Raw genomic sequence first — 21033 nt, forward strand, 5'->3', positions numbered from 1 at the left:
ACTATACCCAATCATTATTTCACGCGTGTTACAACATCGTTAAAACGGAATTACGATTGTATATTCTAGTGAAATCAAGCCTTAGGCTGCAATTTTTCTTGAAGTTCCTCAACAAAGTGCTGAACCGATTGAGCGGCAATGCTTCCATCGCCTGTAGCTGTAACGATTTGGCGCAATGTTTTTTCACGAACGTCACCAGCAGCAAAAATACCAGGGACACGTGTTTCCATTCGATCATTCGTTTCAATATAACCTGTGGAATTCAAGATGCCCAAGCTCTCAAATGGTTTAGTTAGCGGGAGCATTCCGATATAAATGAATACACCGTCTGCGTCCATCACTGTCTCTTCTCCATTTTCAGTGGAAACTAGTGTGACACCGCCGACTTTGCCGCCTTCTTCATTGATTTCCTTCAAAGTATGATTCCAGATGAAGTTAATTTTCTCATTGGCAAATGCACGATCTTGTAGAATCTTTTGAGCACGAAGTTCGTCACGTCTGTGAACGATCGTCACTTTTGAAGCAAAGCGGGTTAAGTACACACCCTCTTCAACAGCAGAGTCACCGCCTCCGATAACGAATAGTTCTTTTTGCTTGAAGAATGCACCATCACAAACTGCACAATAGGATACACCGCGGCCGCCCAATTCTTTTTCGCCGGGAACGCCGATTTTCTTGTATTCGGCACCAGATGAAATGATGATTGAACGTGCCTTGAATTCCTTGGAACCGGCTTTGATCGTTTTATACTCTTCACCGTCGATGATTTCTTTAACATCCCCATAAGCATACTCCGCACCGAATTTCTTTGCATGGTCAAACATTTTCGTTGAAAGTTCAGGCCCGAGTATCGTGTCGAATCCAGGATAATTTTCAACTTCCTCTGTATTGGCCATTTGCCCGCCCGGTACTCCGCGTTCTAACATCAATGTTGAAAGGTTCGCACGTGATGTATAGACAGCCGCCGTCATCCCTGCAGGACCAGCTCCAATAATAACAACGTCATAAATTTTTTCAGACATGTTTTCACTCCTCCATATTCCATTACAAATGGAACCTTCACTACGGTTAGTGTTCCCTACCTATTATCCTATATAACAAATAATTTTTCGTCCAAATATCTGCTCAACCAAGCAAGGTTTGAACCAATTTTACGTACTTTGATAAGGTGGACACCGATATGAAATGTTTGTCTGCGATTGCCTGTTTGCTCACCTTCTCATTTTTAAGCAGATTCCACACGTACTCCACCGCTGAAGCCCATCCTGCTGGATTATTTAGCTTCTGCTCGGATTTCACCGCTTCGATGAAGACGGAAAACCACATTAAATACAGCCCGGCTTCATTTAATTGTATCGGTTGGAAATGCTGATATAATAACTCAGCTGTGCGATCGGCAAAATCAATCGGTGTTAATTGACGATCTTTAGCAGGAGCTTGAACTAGTTCCGCATAATCACGTTCCAAATCAGTGAAATTCTGATTAAGGTTGAGGACCTGGTTTTTCAATAGCTTCTGTTTATGAACAGAATGTTTCAGAAGGAAAATGGCAAACAACCTTTCTTCGGTGAATTCACTTTCCAGCCTTTTTATAATAGAAGGAAAATGATGTTCAAAACCATCTGAAGTTGCATTCATATCTCCCCAAGGCTCCATGCCTTCCTTTTCCGGATTCATTTCCACGACCTTTTTCCATGCCTTTTGGGCAGCCTGTTCATGGCCTAGGTGGTAAGCGGAAATGGTTAACCAATAGTAAAAGGTTCCATCTCCCTCGAACCCTTGCTTTTGGAGTCCTTTCAGCCATTTATATGCAGAAGCATAGTTTCCGATCAAAGCGAAGGTCGCTCCAAGCTTGAAACGATGTTCGGATAGCATCGGCCTAATTTTCTCCAGCATGTGTATGAGCTCTTCAACCTTTTCTTCATCTTGTTGATAATGATGAAAAACAACAAGGTTACAAAGCGCATGCAGGTTTCCTGGACTTTTTTCCAGTACCTCATCAAGTGTTGCAAAGGCTTCATTTACTTGACCGAGATAGAAATAGGCAAGTGCCAGGTTATTATAAGCGGACCAGTAATCCTCGTACTCGGCAATCGTTTCTTTCAGTACTTCGATTGCCTTTGGAAAATTGCCTGATTCAAGGTACTCACGGGCTTGTTCCTGTTTGGTAATGAGCCCGTCATGCTTAAATGGATTTTCTTCTGACTCATCCGACTCAAAAGTTATCAGTTCAAGCAGGTCCTCTGCGTCATCGCTGAACTCCCCGTCTTCTTCTTTATCAAGATAAGCACTGGCGTGACGATAAGCCTCCTTGAACATGCCTAAGTGGGCATAATTATTCGCCAGGAAGTAATGGCATTCCGACATATAGGGATCCATCACATCCAAGATGTTTTCCAAAAGGTTGTTTGAATAATTATATTCTCCGATTTCCGAGCAAGTGATTGCCAATTGACAGGCTATCATCGGTTCAGCGGGTTCAAGTTCCAGCGCACGTTCCAGGTACTTTTTTGATTTAGGTAGTTCTCGTCTATGATAAGCTTTTAAACCCTTGGTGAAATAATACTCACCTGTTGGGTGAAAAGTTAGAATTTTTGCCTGTTGGCCAAATTTAGAGTCTTTACTCATGTAATCCTCCATCTTCAAGTTGATTAACCATAGTATTATAACATATTGGAGTAAATTTGCCGAACAATTCAAGAAAATGGAAAATAGAAATCATCATGCTTTCTTTAAGAAAAAATTGAAGTATATTCCTATTTAAATGGGGCGTCAAGATTAGCTTTCATAGTCGCAATGACGGCCAAAATGAGACTCCGGCGGGAAAGCGCGTCTAAGGAGACCCCCGCAGGCGCAAGCAGAGGGCGGACCGCCCGCGGAAAGCGAGGGCCTGGATCGGTAATCAATGTCCTAATAAAAAAACTGAAGACAAACTTGATTTTCATCGAGTTTGTCTTCAGTTTGAGACCTCCTATTGCCGGAGGGCGATCAACATTCATTCGGTTTCTTTCGGTTCGTCCTTATCGGCATGTCTAGCCTTCAATACATCAAGCACTGCTTGGAAAGGCAACTCCTGCTCCTGAAGAAGAACGAATAAGTGATAGAGGAGATCGGCACTTTCCATCGAAAGTTCCTCTGCATCGCGGTTCTTAGCAGCAATGATCACTTCTGCCGCTTCTTCACCGACTTTTTTCAGGATCTTATCAACGCCCTTATCGAATAGGTAGGTAGTATATGAACCTTCAGGCATTTCCGATTTTCTTTTTTCAATCAATTTTTCCAATTCCGTCAAGAAAGTCACATTCGCCTTCACGTCTTGTCCGGCTTCACTGTTTTGGTAAATCGTTTCGCTAAAACAGCTTGTTGCCCCTGTATGGCACGCAGGACCTGCAGGAACGACCCGAACGACCAATGCATCTTGATCGCAGTCATACTTCATTTCGATGATTTTCTGGGTATTACCACTGGTTGCTCCTTTATGCCATAACTCATTGCGCGAACGGCTGAAGAATACCGTTTCACCTTTTTCAATCGACAATTGCAGTGATTCTTGATTCATGTAAGCAAGTGTCAGCACTTCGCCGGTTCCTGCATCTTGAATAATTGCCGGTATCAGGCCTTTTTCGTCGTATTTAATAGTTTCAAGATTCATCGTACAACCACTCCTTGTTGTTTGAGAAACGTTTTGACTTCTTTGACGGATGTTTCTTTATAATGAAAAATCGATGCGGCTAATGCTGCGTCGGCTTTACCTTCTTGGAAGGCTTCCTGGAAATGCTCAGCGTTGCCAGCCCCGCCTGAGGCGATGACCGGCACCGAAACGGCTTCGGATACCGCTTTTGTCAAAGCGATATTAAACCCTTGTTTCTCGCCGTCACAATCCATGCTTGTCAATAGTATTTCACCTGCACCGCGGGTTACGGCTTCCTTCGCCCACTCGATCACTTCCCATTCAGTCGGTTTCCGGCCGCCGTGGGTATATACGCGCCATGACCCAAGCTCTTCTTCATATCGGGCGTCTATGGCGACTACGATACATTGGGAACCAAAATAATCAGCACCTTCATTAATTAAATCAGGGCGCAGAATGGCTGCTGTATTTAAGGAAACCTTATCGGCACCTGCTCGGAGGATCTTCTTCATATCCGCCAAAGAATTAATGCCGCCGCCCACCGTGAACGGGATTGCCAAGCTGCCCGCTACCGCTTGAACGACGTCGACAATCGTTTCCCTGCCTTCATGTGATGCGGAAATATCCAGGAAGACAAGCTCATCGGCACCTTCTTGGTCGTAAAAGGCTGCGAGTTCGACCGGGTCTCCTGCATCCCTAAGGGAAACAAATTGTATCCCTTTGACTACTCGCCCATCCTTTACATCGAGACATGGAATAATTCGTTTAGTGAGCATTTAACCACGCACCTTTTCCAGTGCTTCTTCTACAGTAAAGCGATTGGTATAAAGCGCCTTGCCAATGATTGCCCCTGCAATGCCTTGGGATTCATACTCTTTGAGGGTGGTAAGGTCTTCGAGTGAACTAATGCCGCCCGAAGCAATCACGTTTTTACCCGTTGCCTCCGCCATGGCCAATATACCTTTCACATTCGGACCTGAAAGCATCCCATCCGTCGCGATATCGGTAACAATAAATGTCTCTGCACCAGCATCGGCCAGTAATTTACCAAGATCTATCGCAAGGGTCCCAGACGTTTGAAGCCAACCATGAGTGGCAACCCTGCCATCCTTCGCATCGATCCCGATTGCGATATGGCTTCCATATTTCCTAATCATATCTTTAGTGAAATCAGGGTCTGAAACGGCCGTACTGCCTAGAATGACACGTTCCACACCATTATCCAGGTAATGGGCTATATCCTGTTCGGTACGGATGCCGCCGCCGATTTGAATGCGGGCCCCTAACTCACTTGCCGCTTTGATTACGTATGAATCATTGATGCGTACTCCCTCTTTAGCTCCGTCAAGGTCGACCATATGTATCCAATCGGCTCCTTGGTCCGCAAAGCTTTTTGCCATATCAAAGGGGGAATCGCCATAAACGGTTTCCTGATTGTAATCTCCCTGGATTAAGCGGACGCATTTGCCTCCACGCATATCAATCGCCGGGTAAATAGTAAAGTTGCTCATGCTTATTCCTTCCCTTCTACTAATGACAGATAATTTTTTAACAGTGACATGCCCATCTTCCCGCTTTTTTCCGGATGGAACTGCATGCCGAACACATTCCCTTTACCGACGATTGCAGGCACTTCCACATCATACCTTGCCGAAGCATTGACGAATGATTCATCGGTATCGACGTAGTAGGAATGGACGAAATAAACATGCTCCTCTTCCAGCCCCTCATTCACTGGTGATGCGTGTTTAAATTCAAGGCGATTCCAGCCCATGTGCGGAACTTTATAAACCTGGTCATTCGCATCCACTCCCTTAAAACGAACGACTTTTCCCGGGATGAGGGATAATCCTTTAGCCGGTCCATTTTCCTCACTTTCATCAAAGAGAAGCTGCATACCAAGGCAGATTCCTAATAGATAACCTCCATCGGCCACATATTCCCTCAGGAATTCATCCAGCTTTTGTTTTTCCAAGAGACGCATGGCATCCCTGAAAGAGCCAACGCCGGGAAGTATGATTCCTTTCGACTTTGAAAGTTCGTTTGGGTCATCGGAAATGAATGAATCGGCACCAAGGCGCTCAAGCCCTTTACTTACTGAAAATAAATTCCCCATGCCATAGTCGACGATTCCAATCATTTTTATAACATTCCTTTCGTCGAAGGGATGCCTTTGACACGTGGATCGATGGTCGTCGCTTCATCCAATGCACGTCCCAGCGCTTTGAATATCGCTTCGATCATATGATGTGTGTTGTGACCGTAATGAACGACTACATGCAGGTTCATCCTGGCCTCAAGAGCGAATTTCCAAAGAAACTCGTGTACGAGTTCAGTATCGAAAGTACCTACCTTTTGCGAAGGAAACTCAGCCCGGAACTCTAGATGCGGACGATTGCTTAAATCGATGACAACCTGGGCGAGTGCCTCATCCATGGGTACGAAAGCATTTCCGTAACGCTTTATCCCGCGTTTGTCTCCAAGGGCCTCCAATAACGTCTGACCTAAGCAAATGCCAATATCTTCAGTTGTATGATGATCATCGACGTCTGTATCTCCGTTTGCATCTACGGTCAAATCAAACTTCCCGTGTTTCGTGAACAAATCAAGCATATGCGTCATAAACGGAACGCCCGTCTTAATGGAGGAATTACCTTCCCCATCCACACCAAACTTCAAACTTATTTCCGTTTCATTCGTCTTTCGCTCCACACTAGCAAAACGTTCCATTACAACTCCTCCTCAACGGGGTAAGACCCCTTTTCCCAAGATGTAAAAGCATGTCAAATGTCTTTATATCAATGATTTCGCGTATTTTAATATTACAGGACTATTTCCCGGATTCATTCACACCACGTGATTCAATGGCACGGGCGTGAGCTTCAAGTCCTTCCATTCGGGCAAATGCTGCGATTTTTTCTGCATTTTTGCGGAAGGCCGTTTCACTATACATGATGATGCTTGATTTCTTTTGGAAATCATCCACATTCAGCGGGCTGGAAAAGCGGGCGGTTCCATTGGTAGGCAGCACATGATTGGGGCCTGCAAAGTAATCCCCGACGGGCTCCGAACTAAAACGGCCAATGAAGATCGCCCCGGCATGCCGGATTTTTGCCATGATTTCAAGTGCATCATTGGCCACAATTTCCAAATGTTCAGGTGCAAGTTCATTAATCGCTTCGACAGCTTCAACCATATTCCCGCATACAACGATCCTTCCAAAATCCCTTATGGATGCTGCAGCAATATCATGGCGTGGAAGTAGCGCCACCTGCTTGGTCACTTCTGCGGCCACTTCTTCTGCAAGAGATGTTGACGTCGTGACCAAAACACTGCAAGCACGGGCATCATGCTCCGCCTGTGATAGCAAGTCTGCCGCAACTTCAGCTGCGATGGCGGATTCGTCCGCAAGAATCGCTATTTCACTTGGACCTGCTATCATATCAATGGCTACATCTCCGAATACTTCCCGCTTCGCTAACGCCACATATATATTGCCCGGACCCACTATTTTATCCACTTTCTTAATCGTTTCCGTCCCATAAGCTAGAGCAGCTATTGCCTGTGCCCCGCCAACTTTATAGATTTCCTTAACTCCGGCAATTTTGGCAGCTGCCAAAACCGCTGGCGATAATTTTCCATCCTTCCCTGGCGGAGACACCATAACGATCCGTTCCACCCCCGCGGCCTTTGCAGGCAACGCATTCATCAGTACTGACGAAGGATAAGCTGCTGTGCCCCCAGGTACATAAACACCTACAGCATCAAGAGGTGTTAATTTTTGTCCTAGCATCGTTCCCGTATCATCAGTCGTAAACCATGAATTTCGAATTTGTTTCTCGTGAAACATGCGAATATTATTCGCGGCTTCTTGTAAAATATCAAGCTGCTCCTCAGTTAAGGATGCTGTTGCTTCTTCCATTTCCTGTTCCGATACAAGCAATTCCCCTGCACTGACACCATCGAAACGTTCGGTATAGGTATGTAAAGCGGCGTTTCCGCTTTTCCTGACATCATAGATAATATCCTGAACCGCTTTTCTTTGATCGGCAGTACCTGCATCAACCGAGCGTTTCAGTGAAATCCCTTCAGCAAACCGTTCTATTTTCATACCTTCACCTCATTAGCTATTCTTTACTATTCAATAATTTCTGCTAGCCGTTCCACGATTTCGGTAATCCTTGCTTCTTTAATTCGATAGCTGACAGGGTTTGCCACCAGCCTCGAAGTCACATCAGCGATTTTTGCATATTCCACAAGACCGTTTTCCTTCAATGTCCTCCCCGTAGAAACGATATCGACGATTCGTTCAGCCAAACCAATTAACGGCGCTAACTCAATAGACCCATTCAACTTTATAATCTCGACCTGCTCCCCCTGCTCGCGAAAATAACCGGAGGCAACATTCGGATATTTACTGGCTATTTTGGGGGCGATGTCACTTATTTTCGTACCAGGCAGTCCAGCTACAGCTAAATAACAGGCACTGATTTTCAAATCTAGTAACTCATAGACATCACGTTCTTCCTCTAACATGACATCCTTTCCTGCAATTCCAATGTCAGCGACGCCGTGTTCCACGTAGGTTACGACATCCATCGGTTTAGCTAAAATGAACCGCAGATTCTCCTCTTCCACTTCAAGGATCAATTTCCGGGAATCATCAAACTCGGGAGGGAGACGAAAACCGGCCCTTCTTAATAGCTCTGCCGCTTCTTCAAAGATTCTTCCTTTCGGCATGGCAATCGTTAAAAAGCTATTATTCATCTTTTCCATACCCCCCATTCCCTACGAATAAATGAACTTCAGAAAATGTCCGAGTAAAGGCATCGACATTTTGGACGACCGTAATATCTTGAATCGTTACCGATTTCCCTTCGGAGCGTTTGATTCTTGCAAATTCAATGGCTTCCAATCTTCGTTCGGGACTGTATAAAATACATTCTGGCGCGACAGGCTGGATCGGCTCCCCAAGAGCTTCTGCAAGACGATCCACCCGGATTGCAAAACCTGTGGCCGAAGCATTCCAGCCGAACTTCTCAAGCAGATTATCATACCGACCCCCATTGCCGATTGGCGAACCGACTTGTCCGGCATACACTTCAAATAAAGTTCCCGTGTAATAGCTCATATGACTGACCAATGTTAAGTCAAAGCTCACATATTGTTCGACGCCAAATTCTTTCAGCTGCGCAGACAATTCCTTCAGTTCAGCCAAAGAATCCTGCCCTTTATTATTTTCAACCAACCCCAGCGCCTTTTTCAGGTTCCCTTCACTGCCCCTTAGTGAGGTAAATTCAATAAGCCGTTGTTTATCAATGGATGAAAGCGGCAGTGATTTAACATGCTCGCGATAACCAACATAATTCTTTTCATACAAAAACTTTCTTAATATAGAGGCTCTTTCCTCCGTACCTAGAATGCTCAAGAAAAATTCCTGCAGAAATCCAATATGCCCAATAGAAATTTTAAATTCCTGAAGCCCGGCAGCCTTAAGAGCATCCGCAAGCAGGGCAATCATTTCAACATCGGCACTAATGGACTTATTTCCGATGCACTCGATACCAATCTGTTCGAATTCAGCCGGCCTGCCTCCTTCACGCTGCTGTGCCCGGTATACATTCGCGGAATAGGCCAGACGAAGCGGAATTTGCTGTTTTAACAGTTTGGAAGCTGCGACCCTTGCAATGGGAGCTGTCATCTCGGGACGGAGTACGAGCGTATGCCCCTGGGAATCAAGAAGTTTAAACAACTGTTGATCCAATATTGCCGAAGCCTCGCCAATCGTTTCATAATATTCCAAAGCAGGCGTTTCAATAAATTGATAGCCCCACTTCTTGATTTCATCACTCATTTTATTTCTGGCCAACACTTTCGTTTCATACAGCACCGGCAATGTATCTCTCATGCCTAACGGTTTTTCAAACATAAATGGCTTTGTCACGACTGCACATCCTTTTGAATTGATTACTATATATATCCAATCGGTCCGCCTGTAGGCAAAAACCGATGCATCCATTCCTTATTTTGTTTATCCCTTTATCTTTCCAAGGTTTTACGTTTAAATCCAAATTTCGGATAACATATAAAAATAGTATCAAATAAAATGACATAATCATATAAATACTCACAATAATCTATTAAATCACTTTAGTTCGCTAATATGGTAACAGGTTGAAGTTATTAATAGTTTACCCCTGCCCCCACCTTACGTCAAGGATAATATGCCTAATTCCATTACTTCAAACCATAGCTGACTTTCATATTCTTCTTGATCGATATAAGTCCAAACGCAAGGGGGCATACCTTTTTGCCCAGATGATTATTCCTATCTTTAACCATTCATTGTTATTAATGTATACCTTTTGGTTTAGCTGATTTATAATATTTAGGAGTTTGGCAATATTAGATAATTTTAGGGGGAAATGGTAATGAGACAATATTTTTCGTTTTTTGTGGCACTTATCGTTCTTTTTTCACTGGGTTTAAGCGGAACAAAGGCTTTTGCGTCAACAAAGATCAACCAGGATGAGCTTAATGCATACCTTTCTGAAGTTAGAATGACACAAGAAGATTTGGAAGATTATTTATCCTATTACGACTTAACATTGAATGAACTGGAATCAATAGAAGAGTTGCGTGATACATTAGGACCGGCCGTCACTCCTGAGACCTTACAGAATCTACTTAAACAATATGATATGACAGAAGCGGAACTTACAGAATTATTAATAGAATACGGCGAACTGGAAGAGGGAGAGTCCATCATCGACACCTTCCAGTTCATTTACGACATTGAGGATATCATCGATTTAGAACTGGATTATGATGAGGAAGAGATGGAATATGATGAAGAGATCATCGATTTAATGGATGGCCTCTTTACTGAGATCGGCCTTACAGACGAAGAACTCGACAGATTCATGAACCATCTTTTGCCTATCGTCGAAGACCCTTCTTTTGAAGCTCGTTTAATGGCGATCTCCGATAGGATGGATCAACTTGATTATTTTGAAACAATTGATGAATTGTCTGCAAAACAAGTGGCTGAATTGCTTTCTATATATAATGATCTTCAAAGCTTGCTGCAAATTCAATTCAAATTCGCTTTAATTCAGGATGGTGTCACGACAAACCTATCCCTTGAGGCTTTATTCCAGCTTAAGGAATTGACGAATGCTAGTTTACTAGTTTCCATTTATGATTTAAACGGCAACTTTTTGCTCGATTTTAAATTGACAGGTGAAATGATCGGTTCCGATTTAGTGAAAGAAACCGGCAATGACATTAAACGGTCCACCGAGGTCATTTCTAAAGTGGTTGAGGTTAAAAAAGAAAAGAAGAAACCTGCAAAATCTACAAAACCTGCACATAAAACGGAAAAAGGCGGAGTGCTTCCTAAAACAGCCGGTCATTACTTATTCGGTGCTTTAATCGGTTTGTTGATGATGGGCATCGCTTTCGGATTAATAAGAAAAGCGAGACTCGCTAATTAAGATGAGCAAAAATAGGCAATCCAGACATAAGAAAAAATGGTTACTCATCACTGCTGTTTGCTTTTTGACCTTAGGTTTTTATTTTACAACGACAAACGCCTATACACTGATAAAAGGCTATGCCCTATATAAATGGAATAAGTCTGAAACAACGGAAGCGACGGCAAAGCTCCCCGAACCGAAGGAGAAGGCAAATATTCCCCATGGGCTCGAACTATATGAAGAACGACCGGGGACTGGTGATTTGATGGGTGAGCTTTATATTCCAAAAATCGAGGCAACACTCCCGATTTACCACGGAACGGACGAAGATGAACTCGAAAAGGGCGTCGGCCATTATGCGGGGTCCGTCCTTCCCGGTGAAAAGGATAATTCTGTGTTATCCGGTCACCGAGATACAATTTTCAGAGATCTAGGTGAAGTCGGCGTGGGCGATTTGCTGATTGCCAAGACAGAAGCCGGTTTGTTTACATATAAAGTGAGGAAGGTTCGTATCGTCGATGCAGATGACCGTACCGTGATCGTTCCCAAGCCTAAAGCCACACTTACAGTAACAACCTGCTATCCTTTTTCATATATTGATAGTGCACCGGAACGGTACGTATTGGTTGCCGATTTATTGAAATCGGAAATAGATAAATGAGATATGGGGTTGAAGTTGTTCAGCCCCCTCTTCATAAAACTTTAATAGATGATAGGAGGACAAGCTCAATATGGATAAACAGGCACAGGAAAGGTTTTTTCGAATTTTAAAAGAAACGTATGAAGCCACGGTGAACCAGGAATATATATCAATCAATGAAGTCATGGATCATCTAAAGAATGAACTGACTCCGTTATACCCAGAATGCCATTAAAAAGGACCTGCCGCATATATGGGCAAGTCCTTTTTTTCATAAGGAAGTTTGCTGCTCCCTCTCGAGCATTTCTTCTTTGGTATATATGATTTTCATTGGATTTCCCCCGACGAAAGCTCCCTCTGGAACATCCTTATGGACAAGCGTACCTGCAGAGACAATCGCCCCATTTCCGATTGAAAGTCCTGGAAGAATGGTAGAATTGGCTCCAATCAATACTTCATCCCCAATGACTACATCTCCTAAACGATATTCCTGAATCAAATATTCATGAGCAAGGATCGTCGTATTATAGCCAATGACCGTATTTCTTCCAACTGATATTTTTTCCGGAAACATCACATCGGGCATGACCATCAAGGCAAACGAAGTATGCTTCCCGACTTTCATATGTAAAAAAGTCCTGTACAGCCAATTCTTCATGCCCAAAAAAGGCGTATAACGCGCTAGCTGTATCACCACAAAGTTCTTGACGACTTTCCAGAATGGAACAGTCTTATATACATGCCATAGTGAATTAGCCCCTTCAACTGGATAGCGGGACGTGCGTCTCATTTTCTAGCCTCCGTGAGCTTTTCAACCTCAACGATATTCAATAAATCCGCCATCTGCTCAAGCATATAATCAGGGTGATAGCTTTCCAAAAATTCACGGCCTTTAATGGACCATGAGACCCCTGCCGTTTTTGTACCTGTGTTCTTCCCGCCCAGAATATCATGATAACTGTCGCCAATCATGATCGCTTCTTCAGGAACCGAACCAAGTTGATTTAAAGCTTTTACCAAAGGTTCTGGATCCGGCTTTGCTTTTTCCACCTCATCCAATGTGACCACCACATCAAAGAATTGATCCAGTTTGCTTAAAGCCAGGCCCTTTTCGACGACATCACGCTTCTTTGTCGTAACGACTGCCACTTTATAGCCGCTCTGCTTCAATGTTTGAACGGTTTCGAACACTCCGTCAAATTGTGTGACAAGCAAATCATGGTTCCTCCAATTATGCTCCCGATAGTATGCGATCATTTCATCCACTCGTTTTGGATCAATGGAAGAGAAAGTATCGACCAAAGTCGGTCCGATAAATGGAATGATATCTTCCCGTTTGAACTTTCCAGGACAAAAGTGGTTTAACGTTTCTGTAAAAGAGGCGATGATCAATTCATTTGTATTGATTAACGTCCCATCAAGATCAAATAATAATGTAGTTATGTTACTGTTCATATACAGCTTCCTTTCTCTGTACCCTGTCAGCCCGATTCCATATATACGCAACGGCCATCGTCAAAACAATGGCAGTGAGTATCCGAATAAGTAATAACGGCAAGACCGGAATCCCCAGCGGAATAAAAATCAGCGTATCTTCTACAACAGCATGGCAGGCGACTAAAAAGATGAATGCAATCGTCATATCCTTCTTCGAAACATTATCCTCTTTAGCCGCTTGAATCATCACCCCTGCCCCATATGCCAAGCCTAGAGTCAGGCCTGTAACGAAAGGCATGGAAGCATTCGGCTTCATCCCCAGGACCTTCATGAAGGGTGCAAGGGCTTTCGAGAAGGCTTCCAGCCATTTTAAATCTTTCATGATTTGAACCGCCACCATGAGCGGAATAACGATGACCGCCAGCTGACCGATTCCAGAAAGGGCCTGGAGGACACCATGTAAGAGGATTGCACCTGCTCCGTTAATCTCTGCAGCCTCACCGATAGCCACTCCTTGGGCCATTTCAGATCCGCCCTGCCAAACAAGATTGATGACGACTGCTGACAAAAGCGCAAGCCCGATCCGTACTGTCAGGATGATCCACAGCTTGACACCGGTTTTCATCGCCACACCTGACTCGATCAATAAATTATGTGAGAAGGATAGCATCACAGCAATAATAAAGACTTCTTTCACAGTCAAATCAAGTGTTAATATGCCAGCGATCGCTGCGTACAAATTCAGGAAATTACCTAACACGAGCGGAATTGCCGCATCTCCTGGAAGACCGATGAGATTCATCAAAGGCGCTATCAAGTTAATGATGAATGGCAAAACAGGTGTATATTGAAGCACAGTAACGATCAGAGTAACTGGAAATATCACTTTTCCCAAAGACCAGGTTGTATTCAAGCCTGAAAGAAGTCCCTTTTTAACCGAATCTACTATCACTATGCCCTCTCCCTTTACACATATTCCCTATGCATCTAAATATCTTTTGTCTGCCTGCCCCCGGACCCTTCTATAGACCACTAAAGCAATGGCTACTGCTACCAACACAATCGAGATCACTTGTGCGATGCGCAGTGATTCCGTCAGCATCAAACTATCCGTCCGCAAACCTTCAATGTAATAACGACCGATGGAATACCATATTACATAGGTTAAAAATAGTTCCCCCCTGCGCAAGTTCACTTTCCTTAAACTTAAGAGAATAATGACACCGACGATATTCCAAATCGATTCATATAAAAAGGTTGGATGATAATACGTACCGTTTATGTACATTTGATTAATGATGAATTCAGGCAAATGCATATTTTCCAGGAATGACCTTGTTATTTCTCCCCCATGCGCTTCCTGATTCATGAAATTACCCCAACGGCCAATCGCCTGCCCCAACAATAAGCTCGGAGCAGCAATATCCGCCAGCTTCCAAAATGACACTTTCTTGACCTTGGCAAACACGATAGCAGTCAGTACCGACCCGATCAACGCACCATGTATGGCAATTCCGCCATTCCATATTTTTATGATATCTCCTGGGTTTTGTGAATAGTACTCCCATTGGAAGATCACATAATAAATACGGGCACTAATGATCGCGATTGGGACAGCAAACAAAATCATGTCTGTAAAAATTTCCTTATCAAGACCTCTTCGCTCAGATTCCCTCAAAGCGATAATAAGACCCAATAACACACCGAAACCGATGATTAGTCCATACCAATGTACCTGGATGGGACCTAGATCTATCGCGATTGGATTCAGCGGCTGTATTCCTTGTTCCATTTTGTCCCCTCTTTTCTTATAACCTTTTAAAATTCATCATGTTCCGGATCTGCAATGGCATGGTTCAAGCGATCGGAAAACTGTTCCGCTGCATTTACTCCCATTCGCTTCAGGCGGTAATTCATGGCTGCCACTTCAATGATGACAGCTAAATTTCGTCCTGGACGGACAGGTACGGTAATTTTCGTCACTTCCGTATCGATGATTTTCATTTTTTCTTCATCAAGGCCGACCCGGTCATACTGCTTGTTTTTTTCCCATAGTTCCAGATTGATGACGATGGAGATCTTTTTATTGCTGCGTACTGCTCCAGCTCCAAAAAGTGTCATTACATTAATGATTCCCAATCCTCTTATTTCTAGAAGATGTTCAATTAAATCCGGGGCATTCCCGACCAGCGTATCTTGGTCTTCCTGCCTGATTTCGACGCAGTCATCGGCTACCAGACGATGACCCCGTTTCACTAATTCCAGGGCTGTCTCACTTTTACCGACGCCGCTTTTCCCGGTGATCAACACACCTAATCCATAGATATCCACCAATACACCATGAACAGCAGTAGTTGGTGCCAACCTGCTTTCTAGGAAATTGGTCAGACGGCTGTATAACCTTGTTGTCTTCATATTAGATCTCATCACAGGAACGGATTCCCGCTCAGAAGCTTCGATCAACTCTATCGGCACTTCCTGACCACGCGTAATGATGATGCCTGGAGTAAAGTCCCTGCATAACTCTTCCATCCTCTGTACTCGATCCGGTTCATTCAGCCGATTAAAAAAGGACATCTCCGTCATACCTAAAAGCTGTACTCGATCTGCGGGATAATAATCAAAAAAACCGGCTATTTCAAGTCCGGGACGAGATAAATCACTCGTGACGATTGGTCTGTTAATTCCTTCTTCCCCACTGATAAGTTCTAGACCGAACGCTTCTACTATATCCTTTGTACGGACTTTTGCCATATATCTTTCCTCCTTTAGGAGCGATGCTATTTTTTGAGATACTTTTTCTATTTTAGCATTTTTCTGTTAATAACCAAACAAAGCATTATCGATTTATTGTTTTTTTATTCACTCCACCCGATTTGGCCACGTGAACTGGAAAGAGCTGAGAGGAACATATATGGATCCTTACATCATAATAAAAGAAAACCCGCCCATTTATATTGGCAGGCTCACTTTGCAGACAAAAAGGATTAGAAAACGTATCTTTCATCTAATGATGTTCCCGAACCAACTACTTAGGTTTGGTTACTATCTAAATTTAATAACAAGGCTGATTGGAGAGGAAGGTACGAGACTCCTTCAGGAAAAGCGCGTCCAGTGGAGACCCAGCAGGCGCAAGCCGAGGAGGCACCACGACCGCCCGCGAAAAGCGAGTTTCTTGAGCGGATATCAACATCCAAATCATACAATCCATAAAAAAACTGCAGGCAAACTCGTCTTCCATCGAGTTTGCCTGCAGTTTGAGCTCCCAGTGGTATCAACGAGCTTTCCCTTTCTTCAGGAAACCGTTATCGCTGCAGTCTTGGTTTCTGCAAAAACATGAAGCACAGGAACCTCTTCTTTAACCGTCTTAAACTTAAGGACCTTCTGAACCACATCACTTTTCTCTTCGATGATTGTCATCCCTTCCAAAGTTACATTAAAGCTTCCTAAATTTGATTTCAATTCTCCTTCGATCGCCTTACCTGGCGGCAGGGTCAGCTGGACTTTTCCTGTAATTGACTTAGCATGGATCGAATCGCAATCCATCCCTGAATTCGTACAGATGATTTCCCCATTGAATGTTTGGACATCCAATTTTTTGAAGTATCCATCGGCATTAATGGCTCCATTCAGGGTCTCGGCTTCCAAGTCATTAAAGTTGGTATCTGAAATGGTGATCATCCCATTACCTGTTTCAAGCTCACAGAAATCACCCGTACCCTGCATGATATGAATGGCACCATTCGCCGTTTTCGCTTTAAGCTTCTCTGATTTCAGTGATTCAGTCGTGATTGCGCCATTGAACATCCTTACATGGATGTCCTCATATTCCTTCCTTGGGATGTACATGATCGTATCAACCTTTATGGATTTTTCACGTACCTTGAACTTCAATTTTCCATTTTCAATCGTGAAATCGACTTCTTCCAAAAAGTTTTTCCTGGCTTCTTCTATTTCTTCCACACGGTATACCTTAGCTTGGCATTCAACCCGGACATCGTTATGGTCCCATGCGGCGATTTTTATTTTCCCATTTGCTATATCTACATCAACCTCATCCAGGAAATCATGATCATGCTGGAAAATATGACTGACCTCCACAGATTTCCCGAAATTGAAATCAAGATCCGTTTCTTTGATTTTCTTAAAAGCACTTTCAACGAAATCAATAATCTTTTCTTTCGATGACTGGATATTCTTTTTAAACGTATCCTGAGTGCTTTCTTCGCTTTTCTTATCCACGACTACCGTCGATAATTCGTTTTGCAATTTTTGCTCCTTAGCTTCACTTTCCTGACTGGCTTTTTCTAATTCTTCCAAAAGGCCCATGGCTTCTTCCGCTGATAACTTTCCATCCTGAATCATTTCTAAAATCTTCTTTCTTTCCTCCTGCATGAACATTCCTCGCTTTCTTCTATCATTTTATTCATACATACGCCTAGATATCTAAAAAGTTTCATAAATACCGTTTTTTCATCATTCGACAAAGGAAAATGACAATTTCCGAAAAGGCAGATGTATGATTTCCCCGGAAATATCTTGTTTCCCTATTCTTTAATCAAATGATTAATTAAATGCACACCGTCATTTTTCTACAAAAAAACAAGCCTGATGGCTTGTTCCAGACTATAGAAAAATTCGAAGAAAACGAGTTTGCCTGCAGTTTTTTTATGACTTTTACAACTTGGACGTTGATTTCCGGTCCAGGCACTCGCTTTCCGCGGGCGGTCGTGTGGAGCCTCCTCGGCTTACGCCTGTGGGGTCTTCCACTAGACGCGCCTTTCCCGCAGGAGTCTCGCACCTTCCTCTACAATCAACTTCGTTATAAAAAATTAAAGTAGAAACCCATACATAAGGAATGGAAGGTGTTGCTTTGGGTCAGTTTGTTCGGGACATCCATTTGATGAAAGATATGTTTTCCGAACCCCCTTTAGTGAACAAACTGAAACAAGCCGAACGCCTTCTTTTAAGCATGTTCATGCTCCGTTTCTTTTTCTTCAATCCAATTTTCCATGCGGATTTGATCACGGGTAAGTACAGGTTTTAAGTATTTTCCCGTGTACGATTCGGAAACTTCACATATTTTTTCAGGTGTTCCGTAAGTGACGATCGTACCGCCCTTATCTCCGCCTTCCGGTCCCAGGTCAATAATATGGTCCGCTGTCTTGATGACATCCAGATTATGCTCGATCACCAAAACGGTATCCCCATTGTCAACCAGCCGCTGCAGAACTTGGAGCAGCCTTGCTATATCGTGGACATGTAGACCGGTAGTTGGTTCATCCAAGATATAGAAGGAGCGCCCAGTGGATCGGCGATGCAATTCAGAAGCAAGTTTCACCCTTTGCGCTTCACCGCCTGATAAAGTGGTGGCAGGCTGTCCAAGCTTGATATAACCCAAACCAACGTCATAAATCGTTTGTAGTTTCCGTTTGATTTTTGGAATATTTTCAAAGAAACTAACGCCTTCCTCAACTGTCATATCGAGAATGTCGGATATGTTTTTCCCTTTATATTTCACTTCAAGAGTTTCCCTGTTATACCGTTTACCATGACAGATTTCACATGGAACATAGACATCTGGGAGAAAATGCATTTCGATCTTGATAATTCCATCACCACGGCAGGCCTCACAGCGGCCGCCCTTCACGTTGAAACTGAACCTTCCTTTTTTATAACCGCGGATCTTCGCTTCATTAGTCGAGGCAAACACGTCACGAACATCATCGAATACACCCGTATAGGTAGCTGGATTCGATCGCGGGGTTCTGCCAATCGGTGATTGGTCAATATCAATGACTTTATCTAAATGCTCAATTCCCTTGATTTCACGGAAATCGCCAGGTTTGGCTTTTGCCCGGTTCAGCTTTTGAGCCAATGACTTATGCAGGATCTCATTCACCAATGTACTTTTCCCTGATCCCGAGACTCCCGTAACGGCTGTAAAGACCCCGAGCGGGAATTTCACATTAACGTTTTTCAAATTATTTTCCTTGGCACCTTTTATCTCAATGACACGGCCATCATTTTTCCGGCGTTCCAATGGCAATGGAATGAATTTCTTCCCTGCTAAATATTGCCCCGTTAAGGATTTAGGATTATTCATGACCTCTTCCGGCGTTCCAGCGGCCACTATTTCCCCTCCATGTGCTCCTGCTCCAGGTCCAACATCAATCAAATAATCCGCAGCAATCATCGTATCTTCATCGTGCTCGACAACGATGAGGGTGTTGCCGATTTCGCGCATATTCTTCAATGTTTCGATCAAGCGATCGTTATCCCTCTGATGCAGCCCTATTGAAGGTTCATCCAAAATATATAGGACTCCCGTCAATCGGGAACCGATCTGCGTCGCCAATCTTATACGCTGCGCTTCACCGCCTGATAATGTTCCCGCTGCCCTGCTCAACGTCAAATATTCCAAACCTACATTAGCCAGGAAACCGAGCCGCTCACGAATTTCACGTAAAATCAATCTTGCAATTGCAGCTTCTTTTTCAGTCAAATCAAGCTCATCGAAAAATACTAGCGCATCCTCTACTGATAAAGCTGTCGTTTCGCTTATATGGACCCCTTGAATGAGCACGGAAAGACTCTCTTTTTTCAATCGATGACCCTTACAGGTTGGACAGTGATGTTCTGACATGTACTTCTGCATTTGCTCACGAATAAAGTCAGAACTCGTCTCCTTGAAGCGCCTTTCGATGTTTCTTAAAACTCCTTCAAAAGGAATATATCCTTCTTGCACTCTTCCAAAATCATTTTTATAACGGAAATATATCTTATCTTTACCTGAACCAAGCAAGATCTTATCCAGCTTCTCTTCCGGTAAATCCTTAACGGGCACATCCATATCTATCCCATAATGGTTGGCCACCGCTTCAAGGAGCTGAGGATAATATTGAGAACTCGTCGGCTCCCATGGCGCAATTGCATGTTGACGGAGGCTTAATTCGTTATTCGGGATGACCAGATCACGGTCCACCTCAAGCCTTGCCCCCAAGCCATCACAATCCGGGCAGGCCCCAAACGGGCTATTGAAGGAAAACATTCTAGGCTCTAACTCTTCAATCGAAAATCCGCAGTATGGACAAGCATGATGTTCACTGAACAACAGCTCTTCCTCACCCATGACGTCAATGATGACCTTGCCTTCGCCAAGCTGCAAAGCACTTTCCAACGAATCTGCAAGCCTGGCCATGATACCCTCTTTAATGACGATCCGGTCTATGATGACTTCAATCGAATGTTTTTTATTTTTTTCGAGAGTGATCTCATCGCTGAGGTCATGCATTTCCCCGTTCACACGAATGCGGACATATCCTTGTTTCTTAACTTCCTCCAAAACCTTCGCATGTGTACCTTTTCTGCCTGAGACAAGCGGTGCCAATACCTGAAGCTTGGTTCGCTCAGGATAATCAAGAATGCGGTCCACCATTTGCTCAATCGTTTGTGAGGTGATTTCAATATTATGGATCGGACAGGTCGGCCTGCCGACCCGTGCAAATAACAGCCTTAAATAATCATAGATCTCCGTAACAGTCCCCACGGTTGAACGAGGATTTCGACTGGTCGTTTTCTGATCTATGGAAATGGCTGGTGACAAACCTTCGATCGCATCGACATCCGGTTTATCCACTTGGCCTAAGAATTGACGAGCATAAGCGGACAGTGATTCTACATAACGTCTTTGCCCTTCTGCATAAATCGTATCAAAAGCCAAGGAAGACTTTCCAGATCCGGATAACCCGGTCAGCACAACAAGTTTGTCTCTAGGTATCGTGATATCAATATTCTTTAAATTGTTGGCCCTGGCGCCTTTTATCACAATTTTATCCATTGCCATG

20 protein-coding genes are annotated in these 21033 nt (G+C 43.7%); 3 read left to right on the forward strand and 17 right to left on the reverse strand.

The window, feature by feature from the left end; all coding sequences use genetic code 11:
• Nucleotides 1-74: 74 nt before the first annotated feature.
• The 10 genes from trxB to ACFVS1_RS18985 all read right to left on the reverse strand — a co-directional run bounded on the left by trxB (nt 75) and on the right by ACFVS1_RS18985 (nt 9575).
• On the reverse strand, nt 75-1022 hold the full coding sequence (trxB, locus tag ACFVS1_RS18940) for a thioredoxin-disulfide reductase (protein WP_352923900.1): 948 nt from the start codon (nt 1020-1022) through the stop codon (nt 75-77).
• A 103-nt stretch (nt 1023-1125) separates the two neighbouring features.
• Nucleotides 1126-2628: a tetratricopeptide repeat protein gene (locus ACFVS1_RS18945; RefSeq protein WP_387549720.1), complete on the reverse strand. Its 1503-nt coding sequence runs from the start codon at nt 2626-2628 to the stop codon at nt 1126-1128.
• Between the two features lie 367 nt (nt 2629-2995).
• Entirely contained in the window at nt 2996-3652 is a 657-nt protein-coding gene (gene hisIE / locus ACFVS1_RS18950; protein ID WP_241593139.1) for a bifunctional phosphoribosyl-AMP cyclohydrolase/phosphoribosyl-ATP diphosphatase HisIE, read from the reverse strand.
• Nucleotides 3649-4407 (reverse strand): imidazole glycerol phosphate synthase subunit HisF, encoded by a 759-nt coding sequence (gene hisF / locus ACFVS1_RS18955; protein ID WP_352923903.1) that lies wholly within the window; start codon nt 4405-4407, stop codon nt 3649-3651. Before hisF ends, hisIE begins: the two co-directional genes overlap by 4 nt.
• Nucleotides 4408-5142, reverse strand: coding sequence for a 1-(5-phosphoribosyl)-5-[(5-phosphoribosylamino)methylideneamino]imidazole-4-carboxamide isomerase (gene hisA / locus ACFVS1_RS18960; RefSeq protein ID WP_352923904.1), 735 nt, complete (start codon nt 5140-5142; stop codon nt 4408-4410).
• A gap of 2 nt (nt 5143-5144) precedes the next feature.
• Nucleotides 5145-5777, reverse strand: coding sequence for an imidazole glycerol phosphate synthase subunit HisH (gene hisH, locus ACFVS1_RS18965; protein WP_352924370.1), 633 nt, complete (start codon nt 5775-5777; stop codon nt 5145-5147).
• Nucleotides 5774-6361: an imidazoleglycerol-phosphate dehydratase HisB gene (gene hisB / locus ACFVS1_RS18970; protein WP_063233950.1), complete on the reverse strand. Its 588-nt coding sequence runs from the start codon at nt 6359-6361 to the stop codon at nt 5774-5776. Before hisB ends, hisH begins: the two co-directional genes overlap by 4 nt.
• A 100-nt stretch (nt 6362-6461) precedes the next feature.
• Complete coding sequence (gene hisD, locus ACFVS1_RS18975; RefSeq protein ID WP_387549723.1) at nt 6462-7742, reverse strand: histidinol dehydrogenase; 1281 nt, start codon at nt 7740-7742, stop codon at nt 6462-6464.
• 26 nt (nt 7743-7768) lie between these two features.
• Nucleotides 7769-8398: an ATP phosphoribosyltransferase gene (hisG, locus tag ACFVS1_RS18980; RefSeq protein ID WP_387549725.1), complete on the reverse strand. Its 630-nt coding sequence runs from the start codon at nt 8396-8398 to the stop codon at nt 7769-7771.
• Nucleotides 8391-9575: an ATP phosphoribosyltransferase regulatory subunit gene (locus tag ACFVS1_RS18985; RefSeq protein ID WP_387549727.1), complete on the reverse strand. Its 1185-nt coding sequence runs from the start codon at nt 9573-9575 to the stop codon at nt 8391-8393. Before ACFVS1_RS18985 ends, hisG begins: the two co-directional genes overlap by 8 nt.
• Before the next feature lie 487 nt (nt 9576-10062).
• Between ACFVS1_RS18985 and ACFVS1_RS18990 the strand changes: the two genes are divergently transcribed.
• From ACFVS1_RS18990 to ACFVS1_RS19000, 3 genes are all read left to right on the forward strand, one after another.
• The gene (locus ACFVS1_RS18990; protein ID WP_387549729.1) at nt 10063-11127 is read left to right on the forward strand and encodes a processed acidic surface protein; all 1065 of its coding nucleotides are present in this window, start codon (nt 10063-10065) and stop codon (nt 11125-11127) included.
• Nucleotide 11128: 1 nt separating this feature from the next.
• On the forward strand, nt 11129-11770 hold the full coding sequence (locus tag ACFVS1_RS18995) for a class D sortase (RefSeq protein WP_387549731.1): 642 nt from the start codon (nt 11129-11131) through the stop codon (nt 11768-11770).
• 70 nt (nt 11771-11840) lie between these two features.
• On the forward strand, nt 11841-11984 hold the full coding sequence (locus ACFVS1_RS19000; RefSeq protein ID WP_352923914.1) for a hypothetical protein: 144 nt from the start codon (nt 11841-11843) through the stop codon (nt 11982-11984).
• Nucleotides 11985-12020: 36 nt separating this feature from the next.
• On the opposite strand, the gene ACFVS1_RS19005 is transcribed toward ACFVS1_RS19000, so the two are convergent.
• The 7 genes from ACFVS1_RS19005 to uvrA form a co-directional block, all read right to left on the reverse strand.
• Nucleotides 12021-12539, reverse strand: a complete 519-nt coding sequence (locus ACFVS1_RS19005; RefSeq protein WP_101223732.1) for an acyltransferase — start codon at nt 12537-12539, stop codon at nt 12021-12023.
• Entirely contained in the window at nt 12536-13204 is a 669-nt protein-coding gene (ppaX, locus tag ACFVS1_RS19010; RefSeq protein WP_387549734.1) for a pyrophosphatase PpaX, read from the reverse strand. The genes ACFVS1_RS19005 and ppaX overlap by 4 nt, the downstream gene beginning before the upstream one ends.
• On the reverse strand, nt 13194-14138 hold the full coding sequence (locus tag ACFVS1_RS19015; protein ID WP_352923917.1) for a nucleoside recognition domain-containing protein: 945 nt from the start codon (nt 14136-14138) through the stop codon (nt 13194-13196). The genes ppaX and ACFVS1_RS19015 overlap by 11 nt, the downstream gene beginning before the upstream one ends.
• Nucleotides 14139-14165: 27 nt before the next feature.
• Entirely contained in the window at nt 14166-14978 is an 813-nt protein-coding gene (gene lgt, locus ACFVS1_RS19020; RefSeq protein ID WP_352923918.1) for a prolipoprotein diacylglyceryl transferase, read from the reverse strand.
• 26 nt (nt 14979-15004) lie between these two features.
• Complete coding sequence (gene hprK, locus ACFVS1_RS19025; protein WP_137016681.1) at nt 15005-15940, reverse strand: HPr(Ser) kinase/phosphatase; 936 nt, start codon at nt 15938-15940, stop codon at nt 15005-15007.
• 540 nt (nt 15941-16480) lie between these two features.
• On the reverse strand, nt 16481-17581 hold the full coding sequence (locus ACFVS1_RS19030; protein WP_352923919.1) for a DUF4097 family beta strand repeat-containing protein: 1101 nt from the start codon (nt 17579-17581) through the stop codon (nt 16481-16483).
• A 571-nt stretch (nt 17582-18152) separates the two neighbouring features.
• The gene (gene uvrA, locus ACFVS1_RS19035; protein WP_352923921.1) at nt 18153-21032 is read right to left on the reverse strand and encodes an excinuclease ABC subunit UvrA; all 2880 of its coding nucleotides are present in this window, start codon (nt 21030-21032) and stop codon (nt 18153-18155) included.
• Between the last annotated feature and the right edge of the window lies 1 nt (nt 21033).

The organism is Peribacillus sp. NPDC058075 (genome assembly GCF_042885195.1).
Classification (GTDB): Bacteria; Bacillota; Bacilli; order Bacillales; family DSM-1321; genus Peribacillus.

Excerpts from the sequence above, each read along its gene's own strand:
- trxB (WP_352923900.1), bottom strand. The coding sequence starts at position 1,022 with ATGTCTGAAAAAATTTATGACGTTGTTATTATTGGAGCTGGTCCTGCA.
- ACFVS1_RS18945 (WP_387549720.1), bottom strand. The coding sequence starts at position 2,628 with ATGAGTAAAGACTCTAAATTTGGCCAACAGGCAAAAATTCTAACTTTT.
- hisIE (WP_241593139.1), bottom strand. The coding sequence starts at position 3,652 with ATGAATCTTGAAACTATTAAATACGACGAAAAAGGCCTGATACCGGCA.
- hisF (WP_352923903.1), bottom strand. The coding sequence starts at position 4,407 with ATGCTCACTAAACGAATTATTCCATGTCTCGATGTAAAGGATGGGCGA.
- hisA (WP_352923904.1), bottom strand. The coding sequence starts at position 5,142 with ATGAGCAACTTTACTATTTACCCGGCGATTGATATGCGTGGAGGCAAA.
- hisB (WP_063233950.1), bottom strand. The coding sequence starts at position 6,361 with ATGGAACGTTTTGCTAGTGTGGAGCGAAAGACGAATGAAACGGAAATA.
- hisD (WP_387549723.1), bottom strand. The coding sequence starts at position 7,742 with ATGAAAATAGAACGGTTTGCTGAAGGGATTTCACTGAAACGCTCGGTT.
- hisG (WP_387549725.1), bottom strand. The coding sequence starts at position 8,398 with ATGAATAATAGCTTTTTAACGATTGCCATGCCGAAAGGAAGAATCTTT.
- ACFVS1_RS18990 (WP_387549729.1), top strand. The coding sequence starts at position 10,063 with ATGAGACAATATTTTTCGTTTTTTGTGGCACTTATCGTTCTTTTTTCA.
- ACFVS1_RS18995 (WP_387549731.1), top strand. The coding sequence starts at position 11,129 with ATGAGCAAAAATAGGCAATCCAGACATAAGAAAAAATGGTTACTCATC.
- ACFVS1_RS19000 (WP_352923914.1), top strand. The coding sequence starts at position 11,841 with ATGGATAAACAGGCACAGGAAAGGTTTTTTCGAATTTTAAAAGAAACG.
- ACFVS1_RS19005 (WP_101223732.1), bottom strand. The coding sequence starts at position 12,539 with ATGAGACGCACGTCCCGCTATCCAGTTGAAGGGGCTAATTCACTATGG.
- ppaX (WP_387549734.1), bottom strand. The coding sequence starts at position 13,204 with ATGAACAGTAACATAACTACATTATTATTTGATCTTGATGGGACGTTA.
- lgt (WP_352923918.1), bottom strand. The coding sequence starts at position 14,978 with ATGGAACAAGGAATACAGCCGCTGAATCCAATCGCGATAGATCTAGGT.
- hprK (WP_137016681.1), bottom strand. The coding sequence starts at position 15,940 with ATGGCAAAAGTCCGTACAAAGGATATAGTAGAAGCGTTCGGTCTAGAA.
- ACFVS1_RS19030 (WP_352923919.1), bottom strand. The coding sequence starts at position 17,581 with ATGCAGGAGGAAAGAAAGAAGATTTTAGAAATGATTCAGGATGGAAAG.
- uvrA (WP_352923921.1), bottom strand. The coding sequence starts at position 21,032 with ATGGCAATGGATAAAATTGTGATAAAAGGCGCCAGGGCCAACAATTTA.